Source organism: Burkholderia lata (assembly GCF_902499335.1).
Classification (GTDB): Bacteria; Pseudomonadota; Gammaproteobacteria; order Burkholderiales; family Burkholderiaceae; genus Burkholderia; species Burkholderia lata_B.
Map to the genome: position 1 here is coordinate 313,050 of NZ_CABVQK010000006.1, position 18,877 is coordinate 331,926.

An 18,877-nucleotide genomic window follows, 5' to 3' on the forward strand; every position below is an offset into this window, starting at 1 on the left:
TAATCGCAACGGCGCTTGTTGTGCCCGCCGCGGCGCCGATCGCACCGCCGATGCGTCTCGCGGTATGACGTGGTTCTGTCCGTGGAGACTGGCAATACGGACACGGACAAAGCGGATCAGTGCCGGGACGGTAATGAGTCGCTTCAGCGTTACTGGGCTGCGATGCGTGGGCGGACCAGGGTTCCTCTTCATCGTCGAACGGCAGAGGGTCACGCATGAGCTGGAACCTCCCTGCGGATCTTGCCGACGTACTTGCAGTGGCACGCGGCGACCAGCGCGCCGCCGATGAACGCGAGCGCGAACGCGGCGAGGTAGTCGAGGGGAAAGGGGGAGAGCATGGTTGGCTTCCTGAGAGTCGATGAGGGCGCTTGCCGAGAGGAACAGCCGACATGGACTGGATTCAATGGAACGTCGAGCCGAAGGTATGACCACACGTCAGACACCGATAGTTGTCGAATACGTTGTCGTCGAGCACGCTCCCGACAGCGGACCCGGCGGCTGAGCCTGCCGCGCCGCCAAGCAGTCCGGCAATGACGGCGCCCGCCAGTCCGCCGAACACAGCGCCGACCGGTCCGCCGACCGCACCCACTGCTGCCCCGGCTTCTGCGCCGAATAACGCCATGGCGACACCACTGGTTGCACCGGCCGCGCTGCCGAGCGTGCTGCCGGCGCGTCGGCCAATATTGAGCGTATCGATCCGCGTCGACCCGCAGTGCGGACAGCCGGGGGCGTTGGATGGGCTGGGTGCGGCGCGGGGCGCCCGTTGCGGTGCGTAGGAGAAGTGGTCAGAGGACGGCAACGGACGGTGCGTCTCGGAGAAGGCTGGTGCGTCGTCGACGGGAACCTCGTGGAGCTTGGGTGGCGCGAACGACGATTGCGGATGATGGACAGGGTTTTGCGTTGCAGAACCCGAGTCATGTAGCGCATCCCGCGCATGATCGGGATACGGTGCCAGCGCTTCCCATTCATCATGGTCGTCTATTGTATTGAGCGACGAGGATGAAGGAGGGGGAGTTTTGGGGAGAGCCGGACGGTCTTTGGTTGCGAGCCAATAGAAGCCAAACGCGAACATCGCGATGAGCAGGAGTGCCAGGGCGATCAGCACGGTGGTATAGAGGGAGGAATTCAAGAAGTCTCCTGAACGAAATGCACCGATGTGGGATTGCATCGGCGGAACGGCCGTAGCTGGCCGTGTTCAAGATATCGAGAGGTAATTGTGAAGTTTAGAGTGTTTTTTTCTCTAATGGTTTTAGTTGTATCGACTGGTTCTTTGTCCGGGTGTAGTGTAGATGTACCCAGTGCGGAAAATGTTGCGTCGAGCCAAGTTTTTGTCGCCCCTCAAACCTCCGATGAAATTTTGGCGGCAATAAGTGATCTCATTAATCATGGGGATTTGTCGGATCGTGCCTTCTACGCTCATGCACTTGGAGTGTCGTTTACGGAAGGGGTGATAGTTAACGCTCCGCTATCTTTTAATGTTTGCGGTTTAACTATGCCTCCGGAGCCGGTATTCAAGGCGAGGAGATATGCTTTTGAGTCGATGCCGTGGTTTGTTGATTCGTCAAAAGCCGGGAAGTCCCCTTGCTTTGCGGATCTAATCGAACGAATGGACGGTGAAAAGGTGCGGTCTGCTGGAATTCAACTCAACCTCGATTCTGATCGCGTATGTATTAAGCAAGAGGATATCCTGCGGAGATTCCCGTCTGTGACGTCTACCGCCTTGGGGACTGCTTGGACGGTTTTGGCGGAGAAGTTGCCCGGCAAAAATATATCCGTCGATTTTTTGTTTTCGTCTTCAAGAAAGATGTGTGCCTCAAGGGTGAACGTCAATCAAGCATTTAAGGGATAAGTGAATGAGTGACGTTAATTTAACCCCAATTTCTGCAGCTGCGACAATGTGGGGCGGTCAAACAATCTCCGCGAAAGCGCTGAACTACATCAACTCCAGTCCATTGATGGTTCAGTATCTAAATCAGTATCAAGCGGAGGTTGATGCCAAGACTGCTGGTCCGATTGGGTTGTATACTCCGAAAGATGCCGATGGAAATTTAAATTATCAATCGAATGGAGAGCAAACCTACGCAATTGGCTCAAAAATACAGATCGATCTTGGGGGGGCGGTTTGGGCTTGACCTGCTCCCCGCGTTTAGTACGGTGACGGTGTAGAGTCCGTTCCAGAGAGGAACGGCAATGAAAAAGCGATTCACCGAAGAGCAAATCATCAGCATCTTGAAGGAAGCCGAGGCTGGCCTGAAGCCGGCGGAGCTGTGCCGCAAGTACGGCATCTCGGACCTGTTGGCCCGAAAGTAGCAAGCCCGCAGGCCAAGCGCGAAGCGGTCCGAACCTTGATGACCGAACGCGCCATGGGTGTTACCCGGGCCTGCGGGCTGGTAGGGATTTCGCGCTCGCTGTTCCACTACGAATCACGCCGCCGAGTTGACGACGAAGCGCTGACTGGCCGGATGATGGCGATCGCCGCGCAGAAGCGCCGTTACGGCTATCGCCGGATTCACGTGTTGTTGCAGCGGGATGGCTGCTTCGCCAACCACAAGCGCATCTGGCGCCTGTACAGCAAGGCGGGGCTGAGCGTGCGCAAGCGACGACGCAAGCGTATTGCGGCTGTCGAGCGCACGCCGCTGCCGTTACCAACAGGCCCGAATCAGAGCTGGTCGATGGACTTCGTTTCTGACGGGCTGGCCTATGGTCGGCGGTTTCGATGCCTGAACGTGGTCGACGACTATACGCGCGAGTGCCTGGCCATCGAGGTCGATACTTCATTGCCGGGCCTACGCGTGCAGCAAGTGCTTGAGCGGCTCAAGGAGATGCGAGGCTTACCCGCATCCATCACGGTCGACAATGGGCCGGAGTTCGCTGGTAAGGTGCTGGATGCATGGGCCTACGAAGCCGGTGTCACGCTGTCGTTCATTCGGCCTGGCAAGCCGGTGGAGAATGCCTATATCGAGAGCTTCAACGGGCGATTCCGTGACGAATGTCTGAACGAGCACTGGTTCGTCTCAATGCGCCACGCCAAGCGGCTGATTGAGGAATGGCGTATCGAGTACAACACCGAGCGGCCTCATAGCTCACTCGGCTATCTGACGCCGGTGCAGTTCGCCTTGGCGCACGATGCAAAGCAGCAGTTTTTAACCTTGGACTCTAACTGCAGTCCGGACTAAAACCGGGGGCAGGTCACAGTATCGACGAAGAGGTGCAAAGGCATCCCGTGGTTCTCCACCATACAGGCGCCGGAAGAACCCCAGGCGCGTGCTCAAAGTGTACGGAAAAATACTATCTCTGGTACCGCTCATCGGTTGTGGAAGCAAAACACGCTACCCGACATTTTTCCGCACCAAAATTGGGAAGCGTGGGGCTTCGGGCCAAAAAGGTAGCAACTTTAGGTTCGCCCACTGCAGGAATCAGACATTTCTAACGAGCCCAAACCAGACATTACTAAAAAGCCCTGACACACAAACTATCGATAATTCACGTTATGTAAAGTCAGGTCGCTATCTTTCCGATGGTTCGCATAGGCTGCGGCGCTGCTTTCGTCTGAGCAAAGATCGCGGGTTTACGATAGTTTACGCCCGCCTTTCCGCAGCCCCACACAATACATCGTGTCTGACCAAACACGCCACGGCACGCTGCGGGAGTTTCTCGACCTGATCGACGGTCTAGCGACAGCCGAAATCGCCCGCCGATTGCGCTGCTGCACACGCACTGTGCGCAATTATCTTGCCGGGCGCGCCCCGATCCCGTGGCACCGCATTGAAATGCTACGCCTGCTTGCGCTCGAAGCGCTTGGGGATATCGGTCGGGCGTCAGCCGCTGATGAAACTCCCGTCGTTGCCACACTCGATCCCGATCCGGCCGCCCCGGACGTAACGCCCGACGACATGCTTGCGTGGGTCGGCGTTCATTCGCCACATCACCTGTCCAGCAAGCGAAGCCTCACGCATTACGTGCGTGGCTGGAACGTTATCGACAAGGTACGGCGCGCGAAGTCCGAAGGTACGTTTGCCGCCGTGCTGGCGCGCTGGCGCTTGCTGGCCGTCGAACTCCCGCGCATGTGGCGGTCCGGCCCGATGTGGGCCGGGATCGGCCCGCCAGCATACGAAAAAAAGTGACCGGATCGCATTCGCGCATCGCAGTGCGATCCGTCGCCACGCAATCTACTGAAAAATAGGGAAATAACATGACCATTCCGGGGACGCTGCACATGCGGCGCGCTTTCCATCGCCTGTAACCCGTCGCATCCACCTCCTTCCATCGTTTCGCCGCTCGTTGACTTCGGCTTATGCGACTCAAATACTGTACAAACATACAGATATTTTGACGATCATGCAGCTCGACGACGACGCGAACGTGTGGGAATTCTTCGATGAGCGCGCCGCGATCATGACGTTCGACGGCGGGCTATCGCGACACGATGCTGATTTTCGCGCGATGGTCCGCACGCGCCTTTACTTCGAGCCACGCGGTATCGCCATGCCGACGGGCGGCTATTTCTCGTGCTACTGGAACAGCGAATTCGGGTGGAACGACAGCACCGGAACCGCCGTGACGTTTCCGTGCGCCGTCGTCCTGCTTTCCATGTGGTACGCGGCACAAGTCGAGGCCGACCGGGCCGGGCGATGCTACACGTGGCTGTTACGGCCCCCTGCTGATCGGCATTGGTAGAAATCCCCATCGAATCATCCGAACAATACTGACAGAGGCTGACGCGCTGCGCGCCGAAGTCGCATTTTCTAAGGGCTGAACTGATGCGATGCACTTCAACAGAAAAGCCCGCGCATGCGGGTATTTTTCTAGGTTCGTTATAAATTCCGGTCGATATCGCTTGCCGATACCGTTGGCGTCGCACAATCAGGGCTCTTCAAACTTGTGAGTAATCCATATTGGCGTTCGATGTCCTGCGCAAGAGCGTATCCGTGGCCCGCAATCGCATCAAAAATCTCAACCTTCATTCGTGAGAGATTCGTCGGGAAACCGCGTGCGAGTTTTGCATTTTCTTGGTCTCCACCTTGAATCTTCCTCGCAATGTAGGTGTAGGCGCCAGCGTTGCTTGATCGTTCGAGGTAGTTAACAAACGAACGCACCCGCAATGTCCGCGACTGCTCCGACATGATGTCGGCGAGGCGCTTCGCCCGAAACAAGCTAAAGAAGGATGCTCGCCCATCGGCAAGTGGGGCTCCTGCATCTGAAACGTAAATGACGGTTCCAGCGATTTTTGGCTGCTGTTTGCCGACATCGAAATACGGCTCTAGCCCCAGATTGTCGTAGACGCCTCCATCATAAAGATGAAGGTTCCTAAAGGGCAACGTGACAGGTTCAGGTGGTTTGCTGGCATCCCATTCCTTACGACGCATCCATGAGAATGCTCTAGTCTTGAGGGAGAGCGGACCGATCAATCCTGGAAAAGCTGCCGACACCGCCATAGCATTCGCTAGTGCGAATTCTCCGCCGTAAGCGTACCCGGATTTCCAATCTCCGATGGAGTCGCGCTTAAACCGAAACCGTCGCCCAGTCTCCGCTGTAGTCCCGTTGATCGACCACTCCGGACGCATTGGTAAGTCTTTGAGGCAATGTGTGACGCCCCAGCCTCGTAGGGATTTGGCGATCAGGTTCGCACGAGACAATATATAGCGCCAGTTGTGCGGAATCACCAGTTTGCATATCGCGTCGAAGGCGAGGCTACGTCGACTCATCTGCATACGAAGCGGCTCGTACACCTGTTCAATGAAGCCTGCGGACGACGGCCAATTCATGTTGCACTGGCTAAATATGAGGCCCACGAGCAAGCTGCCGCCGGAGACAGTCGAAACTCGCGAAACGCGCTCCAACACACCCTGCTCTGCCAAGTACCGCAGCACACCGAGATGGAACGCCATTGCGCGCGCGCCCCCACCTGATAGTGCCAACGCGATTTCAAGTTGATCGGGCGTGAGGCGACTACTGTTCATACGCTACCCCGGCGAGCATTACATCTAACTTAAGAGTCGAGCGTGTATTCCGTTTCTACGTCGAGACTACCGATGTAGTTGGAAAAGCTGGCCATCGATTCGTCATTGAGGTTGCTCGGCCCACTGTATTTCGGATTGGAAACGTAAAAGTGCACTTTACCTTCCACGCATTCCATGGTGATGTCGCCGGCACTGTTCTGGGTGATTGTCTGGTAGCCCGTGTAGTAGTGCAAATACCGTGACGGGGCTTCACCGATCACGATGATCTGCGGATCCAGCTTCTCAAGCCACGAGTCAGGAATTTTCCCTGAATCACGACCATGATGTGAAGCGAAAACGATTGTGGTTTTTTCCAGTTTGATGTGATTCTCGATCTTTTTCATGAATTCCGTTTCGAGGTCACCCAGCCACATCACTTTTACTCCGTTTTCAAGCGAGTATCGAATGACGGCCGACGTATTGTTATATGACTCGCCTGCTTCGCAGTTTTCCAGCGCTTCTTTAAAATCAGAATTATTAATATCCGGCCAAAGAACACTGATACCAGACGAGCCGCGCGTATCGTCGTCATCGTTCATCCATTTTCGCTTGCAGCCTTTATAGATGTAGAACGCCTTATTGGTATCGTCTCGAAGCTCGCAATAGCGTATAAAGGAGTCCGAATCCGTATCTTTTGTGGCCTGATTCTTGACGACATAGAAATTCGCGATGGCCATTTCATCATCGAGCATTTCTATACCCCCAAAGTGATCCTGATCTGGATGGGTACAAATGAAGCGAGTTATGCCCTTGCTGGCCGACTCTTGTTTCAGCTCGGCGATAATTGCGTCCTTGTTCTCATCAGTGAGATTGCAGTCGATAATTGTAAAGTTATCGCTGTTGTGCTTGATGTAGAACATGTCGCCGTTTCCAACGGAAAAGCTCTTGACGATAGACATGTGGAACCCCGGTGCAGATGCTAGGTCTTGTTATCGAGCGGCGACACGAAATCGGAGAGACACCGCTCCCAAGAGCTGTGCTCCATCAAGTCATGTCTCCGCTACCAGCGATCTGAATTTAGCGCCGCGCAGTGTCTCCTTTTGTGGGGGCTGCTGCGGATCGATTATCCCTCTCGTGCAGAGGTGCTAATACTGTATGTGGGGTTCCGTCAGCGGTCAATGCACTATATGGGGAAATTTCGCAACTTTCAGTGCAGCGGGATTGATAATTGCTGTTGTGCCTCGTTTGCAAACGTGCTAGCCGAATCCGGCGGCGCTGCCGTCAATCCGGACAGGTTGTACCTACTGCGATTTCCCTCCCTTCCGAAAGTGTGTCCGGTGCCGACTCGTCGTCGGATCGTCGCGCATCTCCATTTCAAGCGACGTAGTGAACCCGCCATTTCCGTCCAGGCGGGACGTTACCCGCTTCACGAGCCACGGCGTCTCGTCTATGTCGGGCTTGAACCCCTTCGCGGTTGCGGGCATTTCCGGGTATACATCGGCACGGCCGAGTGCCAGCGAAATGTCGAACGTCGCCTGCCCGCGCTGCGTGCGCGTGTACTCCGCTTTCGCGGCGGCCGTTGCTTCCGCCTGCGTCGCGTAGGTTTCTGGCAATAGCTTCACGCTGCTGCCGTTGTCGCCGCCGACCGTGACCGACTGCGCACGCCCCTTCTTCGATGAGTGCCAGCGCGCGCGAACGGACGAATAGCTTTCGCGCTGCGACACGTGATAGCGATACGAATCGCCGCTCGATCGCCGAATCTGAATCGTCGGCAACGGCTTACCGCTCGCGGTCGCACCCGCACCGATCGGCAGGAACAACAGCCGCCCGTCCTTCACGGTCATAACGGCGTCGTACCGCTTCGCGAGGCGTGTCAAAAATGACAGGTCGCTTTCGCCCGTTTGGTCGATGTGATCGATCTTGATTTTACCGAGCGCTTCGCCGACAACCGGCGTCATTTTGTGGCGCACCGCGACCGCCTTCACAATCGCGCTGATGGTCTGCGCGTGCCAACTTTTATCCCGGCGTTCGTGCATGGCTCCCGTCATGGATGCCGATCGCGCGCTTATCGTGATCTGATCCGGCGCGCCGTGGAATTCGACTTCATCGACCGTAAAACTGCCCTTGTCGACCAACGGTTGACCGACCCACCCGAGCATCAGTTTTATCGTGACGCCGCGCTTTGGTATCGCCAGATCGCCGCGCGTGTCGTCCAGCACGAGATCGAGTCTATCGGCCTCGTCCGCGCGGGATTCACTCAGCGTCAGATAGATCAGATACGGGGCGATGCTGCGGGAAATGTCGCGCCCATCCAGCGTAATCCAGTAATCGCATTGCGGCACGATGCGGCCCGCATCCGCCGATTTCTCGCGTGTCGGTCTTGTCGACATTATTTCCCCTTCTTCGCACGCTTCGCTTTGCCCGTCTTGATGTACGGCGGCGCTTCCGACATTGGCGCGTTGTCGACCTTCCCGTTCGCTGGTGCCGCTTTCTCGTTCTGCGATCCACCGTCGACGGTCGCGCCCAACGCGTTGTTGTCGGCGACCTTCAACGTCAACTCGAATTCGATTTTCAACGCGACGCCAAGGACGTTGAAGTACGAGTGTGTTTCGTTCAATTCCTCCACGGTGAACGCACCGTAGATGCGCCCCGTGCCATCGACCAACACATTCGCGTCACCCACGTCTGCCATCGATTCGAGAATATCGAGCGAAAGCGGCGTGCCGATTTCGCCGGTCGCAATCATTCCCTCAATCCTGATCGTGTCCTCACCCTGCCCGACGTATTGAGTGCTATCGCGCGCACCGACACGTGAATTGCTCGCGTGTTTCCACGTTCGCTGACGCTGAAACTGATGGAACGGTGCGATTTCCGTACTGAAAACGAACTGCCCGTAAGAAACCAACATTGCGCACCCTCACCCGATATCCGAAAGACTCGACCCACCGCGTCGACGGCGTTCACGCTCGGCGTCCTGCAGCGCTTGACGCACCGCCGCCTTGATATCGTCGGCGTTACCAGACGGTGCGGTGATGTTGAACGTGTAGTGATGCACGCTAGGCTCGCTCCCGCCACCTTGACGACCGCTCCCGGCCGACGCTGTCGACGCTGCGAGCGGCCCGCGCTGATCGATCAGCGGTCGATATTGCTCGGCCCGAACCGGGCTCTGCATGGGCTCCATAGACGCGGCCAGTGCAGCCCCCGTGCCAGTCGCTGCGCCGAACGTGACAGCGGCGACGCCTGCGAGTCGCGCGGCCGACGATGCAACACGCACCCGCTCACCGTCGATCCCGTTCGCGGCCCCCTGCCCGATGAACCCGCCCAGCTCACCGAATACGCGGCTAGGGCTGTGAATGCCAAGCTTTTCCTTGAACCACGCGACCGTCGAACTCGCAACGTTCGTGATCGCATCCTTGACCGATTTCAGCCCGTTCGTGATGCCATTGACCAAGCCTTGCATCATGTTCGCGCCGAAGTCTACGAACTGCTTCGACGCTTCCGCTGCCGTCACGATCAACCCGCCGAGCCACTTGCCGAACTCCTTCCCGCTCGACGACGCCTTATCGAGACTTTCTTTCGTCGTATCCACCGGCCCGAAAAGTTTCTTGAACCAGTCCCACGCAACCTGCACTTTTTCCAGCAGCCAATCCCACACCGGCTTCAACGGTGCGAACAGTTCCCCGAGCGACGCAAACAGCCCGGAGAAAATGCCGCTCAACGGCGCTAACCCCTCTTTCAGACCTTCCCAGAATCCCGAGAAAAACGCCTTGATCGGCTCCCAATATCGAACGATCAGCAGCGCCGCGAGCGCGATAGCCGTGATCGCGATCCCGATCGGGTTCGTAAGCGCCAGCCGACCAACGAACAGCAGCGTCTGGCCGAGTCCAGCGAGCGCACCGGCTACGCCAGCGATCGCCCCGCGCGCCCCACCCTTCACGAGGCTGAAGCCACCGCGCACGGCGTCGCCGGCGACGCCCCGCACTCCGCGGCTTGCGACGTACCGGCCCGCGCTCACAACGCGCGAGGTGATCGCGGCCCGCTTCGCAGCGGCGGCACGCCCCAACTCGGCAATGTATTCACGCGTTGCGCTCGTGCCACGCTTCACGCTCGCGACCGCATCCACGCCCCACTTCTTCGACGCGTCACGTGCAGCACGGTAAGCGGCCGGGATACGCGTGGACACGGTACGCGCGAAGTTGCGCGGCGATGATGCGTCCCATGCGGCCGACAGCGCGAATCGCAAACGCGACGCCGTTTTGGTCGCGGCTCCGCCTGCGGAACTGAACACCTTCGTGACCTTCGAGAACCGCCCGAGCGCGCCCGAGCCGACGTTAATCCCGCCGACCGCTGCCTTGCTTTCGACGCCGAGCATGCGCAGGCCGAATCGCACCATTGCGAGGGGGCCAATGATCGCCGCAAGCCCGATCATGAGCGTTCCGCCGACACCGAGAATTACGCCGAGCGCCGCCAGCGCGACGAGCGCAATGCGGGTCGCTTCGCCGTGCTGGCGCGTGAACTCCGTCACCCGCGACAGCAGCTTGGAAGTCAGTTCGAGCCCCCGGTTGTACAGCGGCAGGATTTTTTCGCCCAACTCGGCTTCGAGCGTCGCGCGCTTCGCGAGCGCGTCCATTTCCTTGCCGTAGGCGATGTTCGTGCCTTCGTTGTAAAGCGCGTCGACCCCGAACGCCTTCGGCGCGTTCTCGCGGTGCTTCATGATGTTCGCGCGCTCGAGAAACAGCGATGCGAAAAAGTCGCCACCCTTGCGCGACGAAAAAAGATGGCCGATTTTCGACACGACCTGCATATCCGTCAGATTTCCCTTCGGGTTAATCTTCGGGATGATTTCCTTCATCAGGTATTCGAACGGATCGGTCTTGTATAGCTCGATCTGGTTGAGTGCTTCGGGCAGAATCTTCGTGACGTGCCCCGTTTTCCCGTATTTGACCGACTTCTTATTGATCAGTCCGGCCTTCACCAGCTCTTCGCCCGACTGCTGCGTCGTGCGACCTTGCGCCCAGTTCGTATAGGCACTCATCAGGCCCGTACCGGCACGGAACCCGCCCATTTCCTGCATCGTGTGCAGCAGGCCGAAATAGAACGCGTTGTCGCCCAACTGTTTGGCGGCGATGCCGCCCGTCTTGATCGCGTTCAAGAAATCTTCTGGCTTCACCGTGCCGCCCGACGCAACATAGGCTTTCGTCGCGTTGTCTACGGCCTGCTTGAACGCCTCCGGGCTCTTGAGCGACCCACGCAATTCCGTCGTCTTGACGAGGTCCATCAGCATGTTTTCGGCGACCTCGCCGTGCCCCTCGCCATACCCGCGCCGGGCCATCACGGATTCGATGCCAACTTTCATCTTGGCGAGCAGCGGGGCCATTTCTTCCGCGTGGTGCATGTCCCGCGTGATGGTGTACGTCTCTTTGAGCAGTTTGAGCTTGTCGAGCTTGCTCAAACCCTTCACGTCGATGCCGTCCGCGAACTTGGTTGCCTCACCGAGTTTCGTTTCTCCGACGCCGAGCGCGCGAAACTGCGACACCTGCTGTTCGTATTCCTTGGCCTCGTTCAGCGCGTGACCCATGCCGCCGAGCACCCGACCGCCAACCGTGCGCGTCGCGTATCCGGCGACAGCCATCCCGGCCGCGAACGTCTGTGTTTTCTGCAACTGTTCACGCGCGGGCGCGAGCGCTGCTTTACGAGCTTGCACTGATTGCAGCTTGCGGCCTTGATCCGAAAGAGCACCGTTCGTGCGCGCGATGCTCGCATGCAGCGCGCGCTCGTATTCTGTGAGCGTCTGCGTTCCCCTCCCGGCTTGCTGCATCCGGCTGTTCAATTCGCCCAGGCGGTCGCGCTGGCGGGCCTGCTGCGCCGTCAGCGACACGACTGCCGCCGACGCGCGCCGCAATGAATTCTGCATGCGGACCGTCGGTTCTTTGGTATCCCGGATTTTGGCGGTCAGGTCAGCGACACCCGCGCGCGCTTCTTTCAGCTTCGTTGCGGTGCGCCCCATTTCCGCGCGCAGGGACTTCACCGCATCGACCGTCCGCTTCTGATTCTGGAGTTGCGACAGCTTCTGTTGGAGAGTGCCCAACTCCTTCGACGCGGCCCGGCTACCGCCGATGATCTTCTTCAGCGGCGCGGTGATTTTCTCCACCATGCCGAATACGACACGCAGTTTCAGTTCGTTGTTCATTGCTTTTCGTATCGTTCGCGCGCGCGCTCGCGCCAATCCATCAGTTCAGAAACGGACATGCTGTCCATGACGGACGGCGGCCAGTGAAACACCAGCGCCACGTCCGCCATGGCGTCCTCGATTACAGGCGGGAATCCATGCTTTCCCGCATAGCCTTCGTCAGAAAAAAACCGCTCATAACGCCCCCGATTTGCAGCAGGTCGGCCGGGTCGAGCTGTGCCACTTCGATTTCGTTCAGCGTCGGGGTTGTGATGCGGGGAATCACCTTCTGCAGCGCGGTCACGTCGAGATTCACCAGTTCCGTGAGCGACACGCCGCGCAGTTCACCAGCCATCGGCTTACGCAGCGTCACGGCCGTGATTTCGGTGTCGCCGCGCTGAATCGGTTGATCGAGAGTGATCGTGTTGTCGGTTGCCTTCGCTTTCATTTCGTTCGTTCCTTCGAGAATAGGTTGAGCGGCCCGGATCAGTCGGGCCGAGTGGAATTAGATGCCGATGATCTTGCGCACGTCGGCGAGCGAATCGATACCGCCGATGTTCAGGATCGAGTTGAGCACGTCGATTTCGATTTCGGTGCTCCCGTTGATCGACAGCTTGTAGTACGCCAGCGGCATCGTGACCTTCACCGTCGTGTCGTCGCCGGGCTTCGCGGTGCCGAAATCCAGTTCTTTGAAGCGGCCACGCACGACGATTTCGACGGCCATCCACTGTTCGGACGTTTCGTCCTGATACGCGCCAGCGAAGCGCAGCATCACACCATCGGCCGTGCTTTTTCCGTACTGGCGCAGCATGTCGCGCTCGATGCCACCGAGCGTCCATTCGATTTCCATCGCCTCCTGACCTAAATCGATCTGAATCGGCCCCGGCATGCCGCCGCCGCGATACTCCTCCATCTTGCGCGACAGCTTCGGCAGCGTCAGTTCAGGCGTCTTGTGCAGGTACGACGTACCGTTGAGAAACACATTGAAGTGTTTCAGCTTGTTGGGCATCCCCATGTTCATTTCCTCCCTTCAATCGTGCGCGGCCGTCGCCGCGCGACGTGTTAGCTGTTGACCTGCGATGCGAAGTCGACCAGATACGAATCGGTGATCGTCTGACGCAGCGTGAGGTTTTCGAGCGGCGGAACCGGCGTGTAGTCGTAATCGACCACCAGCTTGCCGTCGCGCAGTTCGGCGACGCCGTTGCGGTCCATGTCATAACTGGCCGACGCGCCGATCAGATAGCCGTTCGTCGTCATCGAACGCAGCTTCGCGCTGATGCTTTCGATAATGTCGCGCGGCAGCTTCGGCACCATCGCGCCGTCGATCGACGGAAACTGCGCCTCCGCGATCGTGTCCGCGAGCACCTGCCCGGTGCGCGTGTAGTTCTCGAACTCGAAATCGGTATCGGCCGAAGCGGTGCGCGAACCCCAAAAGCGAAAGCCATCGCGGCTGATGAGCGTCGTCACCTGATTCTCGTTGAGGAAACCCGCATCCGTCGCCGGGTTTTGCAAATCCCATGAAACCGGCTTGCTGATGCCCTGCACACCGTTCACTGCAACGTTCGACAGCGTTTTGTGCCAGCCGACGAGCTGATCGATTTTGGCGCGCATGCCGACCGCATAGGCCACGGCGGGCACGACGGCCGCTTGCGACGCAACGTCGTCCCATGCGATGAAGTCCGGCCAGATCACCATGACTTCGCGTTGACCGAACATCTTCCGGTAAGCCACAGCGTCCTCTTTGGTCGCGACCAGTTCGCCGTCGACGCCACGCGCGGCGATGTACGCGAACCCGCGCAGCATTTGCGCGGTCGTCGCCAGCGCGTTCGCGACAGGCTGCGTATCGAGCCCCGGCGCGGCGAGAATTCGCGGCTTGACCTGCACGACGCCCGGCGCAGATTCGAGCGCCTTGATGCCGGTTTTCGTGCCGTCCGCATTCACCGAGCCGATGACGTTCGACGTCGTTTCGTCTGCGTCCTTCCCTTCCGCGACACGCACGACGACGACGAACGGGCGCGCCTGCTTCGAAATCGCGTCGAGCGTCTTGTACAGCGTCCCCTTGCGCCCCGCCTTGCCAAGCGCTTCAACCACGTTCGTGATGAGCACGGGCTTGTTCATGGGGAACGCGGCGGCGTCAGCATCGGACGCCGTGCAGACGACGCCGATAATCGCCGTCGAAATCGTCGTGATGGGACGGACCCCGGAGCGGTCCTCCACTACGGTTACGCCGTGGTGATAGTCCTGCGGCATGGTTGATTCACTCCTGTGATATTGGTTTGGCGCGGCCCAGATCAGGACCGCGTTTCAGGTTCTCGCGCGTCAGTCGGCGACGATATCGGCACCCGCGAATGCGTACCGATTCGTCCCGTACTGGCGCAACATCGCGTCGCCGTTCTCGCCCTCCGGAACCGGAGCCACCAGCACGGATTCGACATACGCTTTCGGGTCTTTCCCGCTTTTCGGCACGCCCTCTACGCTGAGCATCGAATTTGCGAGCGGCGCTAGATTCGCCTTCTTCGCCGCGTCGTCGTAGAAGCTGGACATTTGCACCGACGTGGTGTTGGTCGTGTAGCTGATCGTCACCGAGTCGATGCGGTGCGTGCTTGCGGGTGCGCCCGTTTGTTCAACGGTGATGGTTTTTTTCAGGGTCATTGCTCAAATCTCCAATCAAGGTTCAGTAGATACGTCGCCGATCGCTCGGCTCAGATAGGTGCAGTCGGCCATACAACATTCAGCGGAAACCCGGCTTGCTGCGGAACGTCGCGCAACTCGGCGCGGTACTTTCGAAGGGCGGATTCCAGATCAGCGCGGCCGGAATCTGCCGCCCGCTCGACCAACGGGTCGACCTGCAACAGCAGCGCATCGCGCTCACTGCGCACACGTGCGGCCGCGTCGACCAACGCGAATTCCGCCTGAAATTCCGGCCACCAATTCAACAGATCTGCGGGTGTCGGTTGCGGAATGTCGCGCGGCTCCCAAATCGGCACCCATGCCGATTTCGTTTGTTCGAGCGACTTCTCATCGACCGGGTGTGCAACCCAGTAATCCTTGCAGCGCACTAGCTGCGGGAATTTCTTCGACAGGATGAAAGCCGCTTGCTCGACGTGGAGCATGAATTTGTTCGTCATTGGTTTCTCAGTAGTACGCCGTAGACCACGATCGCATTGGCGGTCCCGTTGCCGGGGCCACTCAGCCCACACACAACCCATGGCGCAGGCAGTGCGCCGCCGAGCCGATCGACGGTGCCGAAGTTGTTCACACCAGAGTCCCATTGCACGCGCGCACCGGCACCGGCTCGTGCGTTGATGTTTCCCCAAATGTCGTCGATTTCCTCGCCGAGCCAGCGACCGCGCCATCCAAGGCGCAGGTTCCCATCTGTCCTGAGCGTTTCCTGGCCACGTAAGTGCACGGTTCCCCAATCGTCCACGCCGAGCGTCATCGCGTTGTATGCGCTGTTGATGAATTCAAATCCGCCGCCGTCACGCGCACGAAGGTACGTCCACGAGTCGAAACCCGGCCGGTTGTTCCGCAGGCCGATGTCGGCCTGCCAACCGTCACGATTCAGGGTCGGGCGGTTGTAGAAGCGCGAAAGCGCCGTGACGTGGATATCGGTGTTGAACTGGACGCGGTTGTCTGCGTTGTAGACGACGATCACGTTCGACTGCCACGAACCATCCGCCTTCATGGTCGCCCACGCGGAATAGCTGCCGTTCATCGTGCCGTGGAACCACGCCTGCGCGGTGCCATCGGCACGAGCGAGCACCAAGCCGCGCGCGTCCGTGTTGTTCGGCTGCTTGACGCGAATGTCACCGGTCATGGTGTCGCCCGCCCTGTTCACCTTCGTGTTCGGATCGAAACTACCCTGATCCCACACGCGTGCGCCGTTCACATAGAAGCCGCCCTTCACGTCCCACTTGCCCGCGCGGAAGTCGTAATACCCGTTCACGCTCCCGTCGTATGCACGCATCCCCATGCCATACCAGCCCTTCAACGCGAAGTTGTAAGTGCTGTAGCTCGCATTGTCGCCAGTGCCGTCCTCGAACCCGTTCGCCCCGCCTCTGGATTGCAGATAGAGCGGCGCGCCCATCGTGCCGCCGACGTTCTTGTCGAGCGGCGTGACGTTCATCGTGTCCCACGGGGTCGCACCGGCCCACGTCGGGCGCTTCACGAAATTGACCTGCTGCGTCAATCGCGGAATGTCCAGCACTCGGCGTTGCGTCGTGCCGTCATTCTCGAACGCGCTAAGTGCGAAATCGTCGGTATCGGATTTGCCGAGCGTGAACCGCGTAGCATTACCGTTCTTGAAATACATGGTGGCCCACGACGAACCGCCGTCCACTGCATAGCCGCGCCCGCGAATGAGCCCTTCGGCGTTTAGAATCGAGCCGTCGTCGGTCGCACCACCGATCAGCACGCGCCCGCCGCTCTGCATCAGCACCATGTTCCCGACGGCTGAACCATTGCCGCGCGTGATCCACAAAGCGTTCATGGCCGCCGAGTAGGCGTCGTTGACCGTGCGAAGTGCAAACGTCCCGTCACCGCCCTGCAGCAATTCCCATTGCTTCTGATCGGCCGTGCCACCTTCACGACGCAGGATGATCGACGTCTGCCCCGTACCGCCACCATTGGAAGCAACGAGTGCCCCGACGCCACTCCCCCCTTTGACCGAGCCACCCGCCGACAGCCCCTTGGCAACGTTGACAGCGCCGCCGAAATTCGCGCCCGCACCGGTTCCATCGATCGCCACCACGCCATCGTTTAGACCCCACTGGAACGGACGAAAGGCGTTGCCCGCTCCGTACTGATCCTTCGCGGCCGTCTGCATGAGGAACGCATTGGCCCCGTCGGCTCGCAGAAACACGCCGAAGTCGCCATATGCGATACGAAGCCCGTTCGGGCTCGTTGACTGGAATTCACCCGTGAAGCGTGCATTGCCTGCCCCGCGCAGCAAGGTAGAACCGTCGTCCCCGAGTCCGCCCAGCGTCATCCGACCGCCCGGAAAGAGTCGAGCGACTTCTGAGTTTCCCGCGATAAGTTGAAGCACACCGGCCGCGCCTTCACTGCCGACCGAGACATGGCCGTTCGAGCGAAAGTAGCCCCAATCACCGCCGCTGTTCGCCCACGCAGTAGTTTTGCCCTCGCCGAACCGATGCAGACCGCGCGTAGTCGCGTTACCCGCTACCTGCAACATACTGCCGTCGTCGGCCGGTTGCCCGATGAGCACGCGATTGTTCTGGTAGCTTCCATCGACGGCAAGAAACCGCATGGTTTCTCGCCCGTTGTTCGTAACCGCAAACACGCCATCGGCGATGTGGAAAAAGCCCGTGTCCGGTGCGCCGTCGTTCACGAACGAATAGCCGGGCCGGGTCACAGTGCCTTCGGCGGCTAGAATCTGCCCGGACATGGTGATACCGGTCGTTTGCGCCGGGCTTGGCAGGTTGCCCGTGTTCCACACCTCGTTTCCGACGACGGTCAGATTCTTTTTCGCGAAGTCGAATGCGAACATTGCCCCCGTCGACGGAAGGTAAAACCCGGCTGCAATGTTGGTCCCGAAGAAGTACCCGCCGCTCGGCCCGATGAGCATTCGCGCTTCGCTCGGGCCATTGCTGATGTTGACCATGCCCTTGACGTTCAACTGACCGCCAACGTAGGTACTTCCCGAGCCCGTACCGTCCAGAGTTACAGCGCCGGTCTTGGCGTCGATCGTGAGCGGTCGCAGGCTGTTCCACGACGCACCGATTCCGCTCCCGTCGGACAGCAGCAGATAGAAATTCGAGCCGTCGTTGCGCAGAATCACATCGCGGCCGTTCATCAGCCGGAAGTTTGCGCCGCCGCTATCGAGCCCCGCCGAGGCTACGCCGCCCGAGTACAGACCGGTGCCGCCGACCTGAAGCGCGGTCGCCCCGTTATCGTCCATATTGCCGACGATGAGCCTGCCGCCGTGTGTGATCCGCATCGCTCGAATCTGATTCGCATCGCTGTTCGAATCGTTCGGCGTTCGGTTGATATAGAAGTCCAGGTATTCGCGGCCCCATGTTCCAGCATCGAAGCCCGCACGCAGCGACGCGATGAGTCGTGCATTGGTGTCGGCGGTGCCAGCCGCAAACGTCCCGTGAAAGCGCATCTTCGCGCCGCGATTCAATGCACCCGACGTTGCCGCGACCACAAGCTGTGCATCCTGATCCGTCGGCGTCGACGTGACGCTCACCGGCCCGGTGAGTTGCGGGCGCACCAGCGGCGCATAGCGAGCAGCGGCAGTCTTAGGGGTGAGCGCGCGCACCGCGTCCTTGCCCTCGTTTACCTCCTCTTGCGTTGCAATCTCGATCACGCCTTGTACCGTCTCCGACGCGGGCGGATTCAGGAACGACGATTCACCGAAAACGAGTTTTGCCGCATCGATCGACACAAACTGCATGTCAGCGGACAGCATCAGGTAGGCGGCAGGCGACTTTTCCATGATCGGCGTGGCCTGCACGTACACCGCTGCGAGCACGCCATTCTCCAGATACAAGCCGTAGCCGAACAACGAATACTGATCGTCGGTCGTGTCCTGAATCGTCACGTGGATGGTGTCCTTTGCGACGTTCTTCCCGCCGAACGTGGTCACGCGCTTGCGTTCGTTCGGCATGGCCAGCATGTCCGGCTTGAATGCGAACGCACCCGTGCAAAGACCGATTTCGGTCACGCGGTGTTCGTTTGTCCCCGTATTGCCTTGCGCTACCAACGCGGCGCGCCCGGCATCGGTTACCTGAATGAAATTTCCTGCCAT

18 protein-coding genes and 1 pseudogene are annotated in these 18,877 nt (G+C 59.2%); 5 read left to right on the forward strand and 14 right to left on the reverse strand.

The genetic code is table 11. The annotated features are described in order from the left end of the window. Positions 1 to 209: 209 nt before the first annotated feature. Together BCO18175_RS40885 and BCO18175_RS17090 are read right to left on the reverse strand one after the other, a co-directional pair. Entirely contained in the window at positions 210 to 338 is a 129-nt protein-coding gene (locus tag BCO18175_RS40885; RefSeq protein WP_302480657.1) for a hypothetical protein, read from the reverse strand. Positions 339 to 400: 62 nt separating this feature from the next. Further along, positions 401 to 1,129 carry a hypothetical protein gene (locus tag BCO18175_RS17090; protein ID WP_254608107.1) on the reverse strand — a complete coding sequence of 243 codons (729 nt, stop codon included), beginning with the start codon at positions 1,127 to 1,129 and terminating at the stop codon, positions 401 to 403. A 99-nt stretch (positions 1,130 to 1,228) separates the two neighbouring features. Between BCO18175_RS17090 and BCO18175_RS17095 the strand changes: the two genes are divergently transcribed. The 5 genes and pseudogenes from BCO18175_RS17095 (at position 1,229) to BCO18175_RS17115 (ending at position 4,677) form a co-directional block, all read left to right on the forward strand. Then, positions 1,229 to 1,849 (forward strand): hypothetical protein, encoded by a 621-nt coding sequence (locus BCO18175_RS17095; RefSeq protein WP_174982663.1) that lies wholly within the window; start codon positions 1,229 to 1,231, stop codon positions 1,847 to 1,849. A gap of 4 nt (positions 1,850 to 1,853) precedes the next feature. Beyond that, complete coding sequence (locus tag BCO18175_RS17100) at positions 1,854 to 2,132, forward strand: hypothetical protein (RefSeq protein ID WP_174982665.1); 279 nt, start codon at positions 1,854 to 1,856, stop codon at positions 2,130 to 2,132. Positions 2,133 to 2,190: 58 nt separating this feature from the next. Then, positions 2,191 to 3,176: pseudogene (locus BCO18175_RS17105) on the forward strand (IS3 family transposase). Between the two features lie 438 nt (positions 3,177 to 3,614). Continuing rightward, entirely contained in the window at positions 3,615 to 4,124 is a 510-nt protein-coding gene (locus tag BCO18175_RS17110; protein ID WP_254608108.1) for an IS21 family transposase, read from the forward strand. Between the two features lie 214 nt (positions 4,125 to 4,338). Then, positions 4,339 to 4,677, forward strand: coding sequence for a hypothetical protein (locus tag BCO18175_RS17115; RefSeq protein WP_174982667.1), 339 nt, complete (start codon positions 4,339 to 4,341; stop codon positions 4,675 to 4,677). Between the two features lie 137 nt (positions 4,678 to 4,814). Here the strand turns inward: BCO18175_RS17115 and BCO18175_RS17120 are convergent, their stop codons facing one another. The 12 genes from BCO18175_RS17120 to BCO18175_RS17175 form a co-directional block, all read right to left on the reverse strand. Further along, positions 4,815 to 5,960 carry a patatin-like phospholipase family protein gene (locus tag BCO18175_RS17120; protein ID WP_174982669.1) on the reverse strand — a complete coding sequence of 382 codons (1,146 nt, stop codon included), beginning with the start codon at positions 5,958 to 5,960 and terminating at the stop codon, positions 4,815 to 4,817. 29 nt (positions 5,961 to 5,989) lie between these two features. Further along, a complete protein-coding gene (locus tag BCO18175_RS17125; RefSeq protein WP_174982671.1) occupies positions 5,990 to 6,898 on the reverse strand; it encodes an MBL fold metallo-hydrolase in 909 nt (302 codons plus the stop codon). A gap of 342 nt (positions 6,899 to 7,240) precedes the next feature. After that, positions 7,241 to 8,329, reverse strand: coding sequence for a phage late control D family protein (locus BCO18175_RS17130; protein WP_174982673.1), 1,089 nt, complete (start codon positions 8,327 to 8,329; stop codon positions 7,241 to 7,243). Next, the gene (locus tag BCO18175_RS17135) at positions 8,329 to 8,847 is read right to left on the reverse strand and encodes a phage tail protein (RefSeq protein ID WP_174982675.1); all 519 of its coding nucleotides are present in this window, start codon (positions 8,845 to 8,847) and stop codon (positions 8,329 to 8,331) included. The genes BCO18175_RS17130 and BCO18175_RS17135 overlap by 1 nt, the downstream gene beginning before the upstream one ends. Before the next feature lie 9 nt (positions 8,848 to 8,856). After that, positions 8,857 to 12,129, reverse strand: a complete 3,273-nt coding sequence (locus tag BCO18175_RS17140) for a hypothetical protein (RefSeq protein ID WP_174982677.1) — start codon at positions 12,127 to 12,129, stop codon at positions 8,857 to 8,859. Further along, positions 12,126 to 12,239 (reverse strand): GpE family phage tail protein, encoded by a 114-nt coding sequence (locus tag BCO18175_RS17145; RefSeq protein WP_027808311.1) that lies wholly within the window; start codon positions 12,237 to 12,239, stop codon positions 12,126 to 12,128. The genes BCO18175_RS17140 and BCO18175_RS17145 overlap by 4 nt, the downstream gene beginning before the upstream one ends. 11 nt (positions 12,240 to 12,250) lie before the next feature. Beyond that, positions 12,251 to 12,556, reverse strand: coding sequence for a phage tail assembly protein (locus tag BCO18175_RS17150; RefSeq protein WP_174982679.1), 306 nt, complete (start codon positions 12,554 to 12,556; stop codon positions 12,251 to 12,253). Between the two features lie 57 nt (positions 12,557 to 12,613). Continuing rightward, positions 12,614 to 13,123 carry a phage major tail tube protein gene (locus BCO18175_RS17155; protein ID WP_174982681.1) on the reverse strand — a complete coding sequence of 170 codons (510 nt, stop codon included), beginning with the start codon at positions 13,121 to 13,123 and terminating at the stop codon, positions 12,614 to 12,616. A gap of 47 nt (positions 13,124 to 13,170) precedes the next feature. Next, positions 13,171 to 14,358 (reverse strand): phage tail sheath protein, encoded by a 1,188-nt coding sequence (locus tag BCO18175_RS17160; RefSeq protein WP_174982683.1) that lies wholly within the window; start codon positions 14,356 to 14,358, stop codon positions 13,171 to 13,173. Positions 14,359 to 14,427: 69 nt separating this feature from the next. After that, positions 14,428 to 14,760, reverse strand: a complete 333-nt coding sequence (locus tag BCO18175_RS17165) for a hypothetical protein (protein ID WP_124583536.1) — start codon at positions 14,758 to 14,760, stop codon at positions 14,428 to 14,430. 50 nt (positions 14,761 to 14,810) lie between these two features. Further along, positions 14,811 to 15,236, reverse strand: coding sequence for a tail fiber assembly protein (locus BCO18175_RS17170; protein WP_174914060.1), 426 nt, complete (start codon positions 15,234 to 15,236; stop codon positions 14,811 to 14,813). Further along, positions 15,233 to 18,877, reverse strand: a complete 3,645-nt coding sequence (locus tag BCO18175_RS17175; RefSeq protein ID WP_174982685.1) for a phage tail protein — start codon at positions 18,875 to 18,877, stop codon at positions 15,233 to 15,235. The genes BCO18175_RS17170 and BCO18175_RS17175 overlap by 4 nt, the downstream gene beginning before the upstream one ends.

Excerpts from the sequence above, each read along its gene's own strand:
- BCO18175_RS40885 (WP_302480657.1), bottom strand. The coding sequence starts at position 338 with ATGCTCTCCCCCTTTCCCCTCGACTACCTCGCCGCGTTCGCGCTCGCG.
- BCO18175_RS17100 (WP_174982665.1), top strand. The coding sequence starts at position 1,854 with ATGAGTGACGTTAATTTAACCCCAATTTCTGCAGCTGCGACAATGTGG.
- BCO18175_RS17115 (WP_174982667.1), top strand. The coding sequence starts at position 4,339 with ATGCAGCTCGACGACGACGCGAACGTGTGGGAATTCTTCGATGAGCGC.
- BCO18175_RS17120 (WP_174982669.1), bottom strand. The coding sequence starts at position 5,960 with ATGAACAGTAGTCGCCTCACGCCCGATCAACTTGAAATCGCGTTGGCA.
- BCO18175_RS17125 (WP_174982671.1), bottom strand. The coding sequence starts at position 6,898 with ATGTCTATCGTCAAGAGCTTTTCCGTTGGAAACGGCGACATGTTCTAC.
- BCO18175_RS17130 (WP_174982673.1), bottom strand. The coding sequence starts at position 8,329 with ATGTCGACAAGACCGACACGCGAGAAATCGGCGGATGCGGGCCGCATC.
- BCO18175_RS17135 (WP_174982675.1), bottom strand. The coding sequence starts at position 8,847 with ATGTTGGTTTCTTACGGGCAGTTCGTTTTCAGTACGGAAATCGCACCG.
- BCO18175_RS17140 (WP_174982677.1), bottom strand. The coding sequence starts at position 12,129 with ATGAACAACGAACTGAAACTGCGTGTCGTATTCGGCATGGTGGAGAAA.
- BCO18175_RS17145 (WP_027808311.1), bottom strand. The coding sequence starts at position 12,239 with ATGGCGGACGTGGCGCTGGTGTTTCACTGGCCGCCGTCCGTCATGGAC.
- BCO18175_RS17150 (WP_174982679.1), bottom strand. The coding sequence starts at position 12,556 with ATGAAAGCGAAGGCAACCGACAACACGATCACTCTCGATCAACCGATT.
- BCO18175_RS17155 (WP_174982681.1), bottom strand. The coding sequence starts at position 13,123 with ATGGGGATGCCCAACAAGCTGAAACACTTCAATGTGTTTCTCAACGGT.
- BCO18175_RS17160 (WP_174982683.1), bottom strand. The coding sequence starts at position 14,358 with ATGCCGCAGGACTATCACCACGGCGTAACCGTAGTGGAGGACCGCTCC.
- BCO18175_RS17165 (WP_124583536.1), bottom strand. The coding sequence starts at position 14,760 with ATGACCCTGAAAAAAACCATCACCGTTGAACAAACGGGCGCACCCGCA.
- BCO18175_RS17170 (WP_174914060.1), bottom strand. The coding sequence starts at position 15,236 with ATGACGAACAAATTCATGCTCCACGTCGAGCAAGCGGCTTTCATCCTG.
- BCO18175_RS17175 (WP_174982685.1), bottom strand. The coding sequence starts at position 18,877 with ATGGCAGGAAATTTCATTCAGGTAACCGATGCCGGGCGCGCCGCGTTG.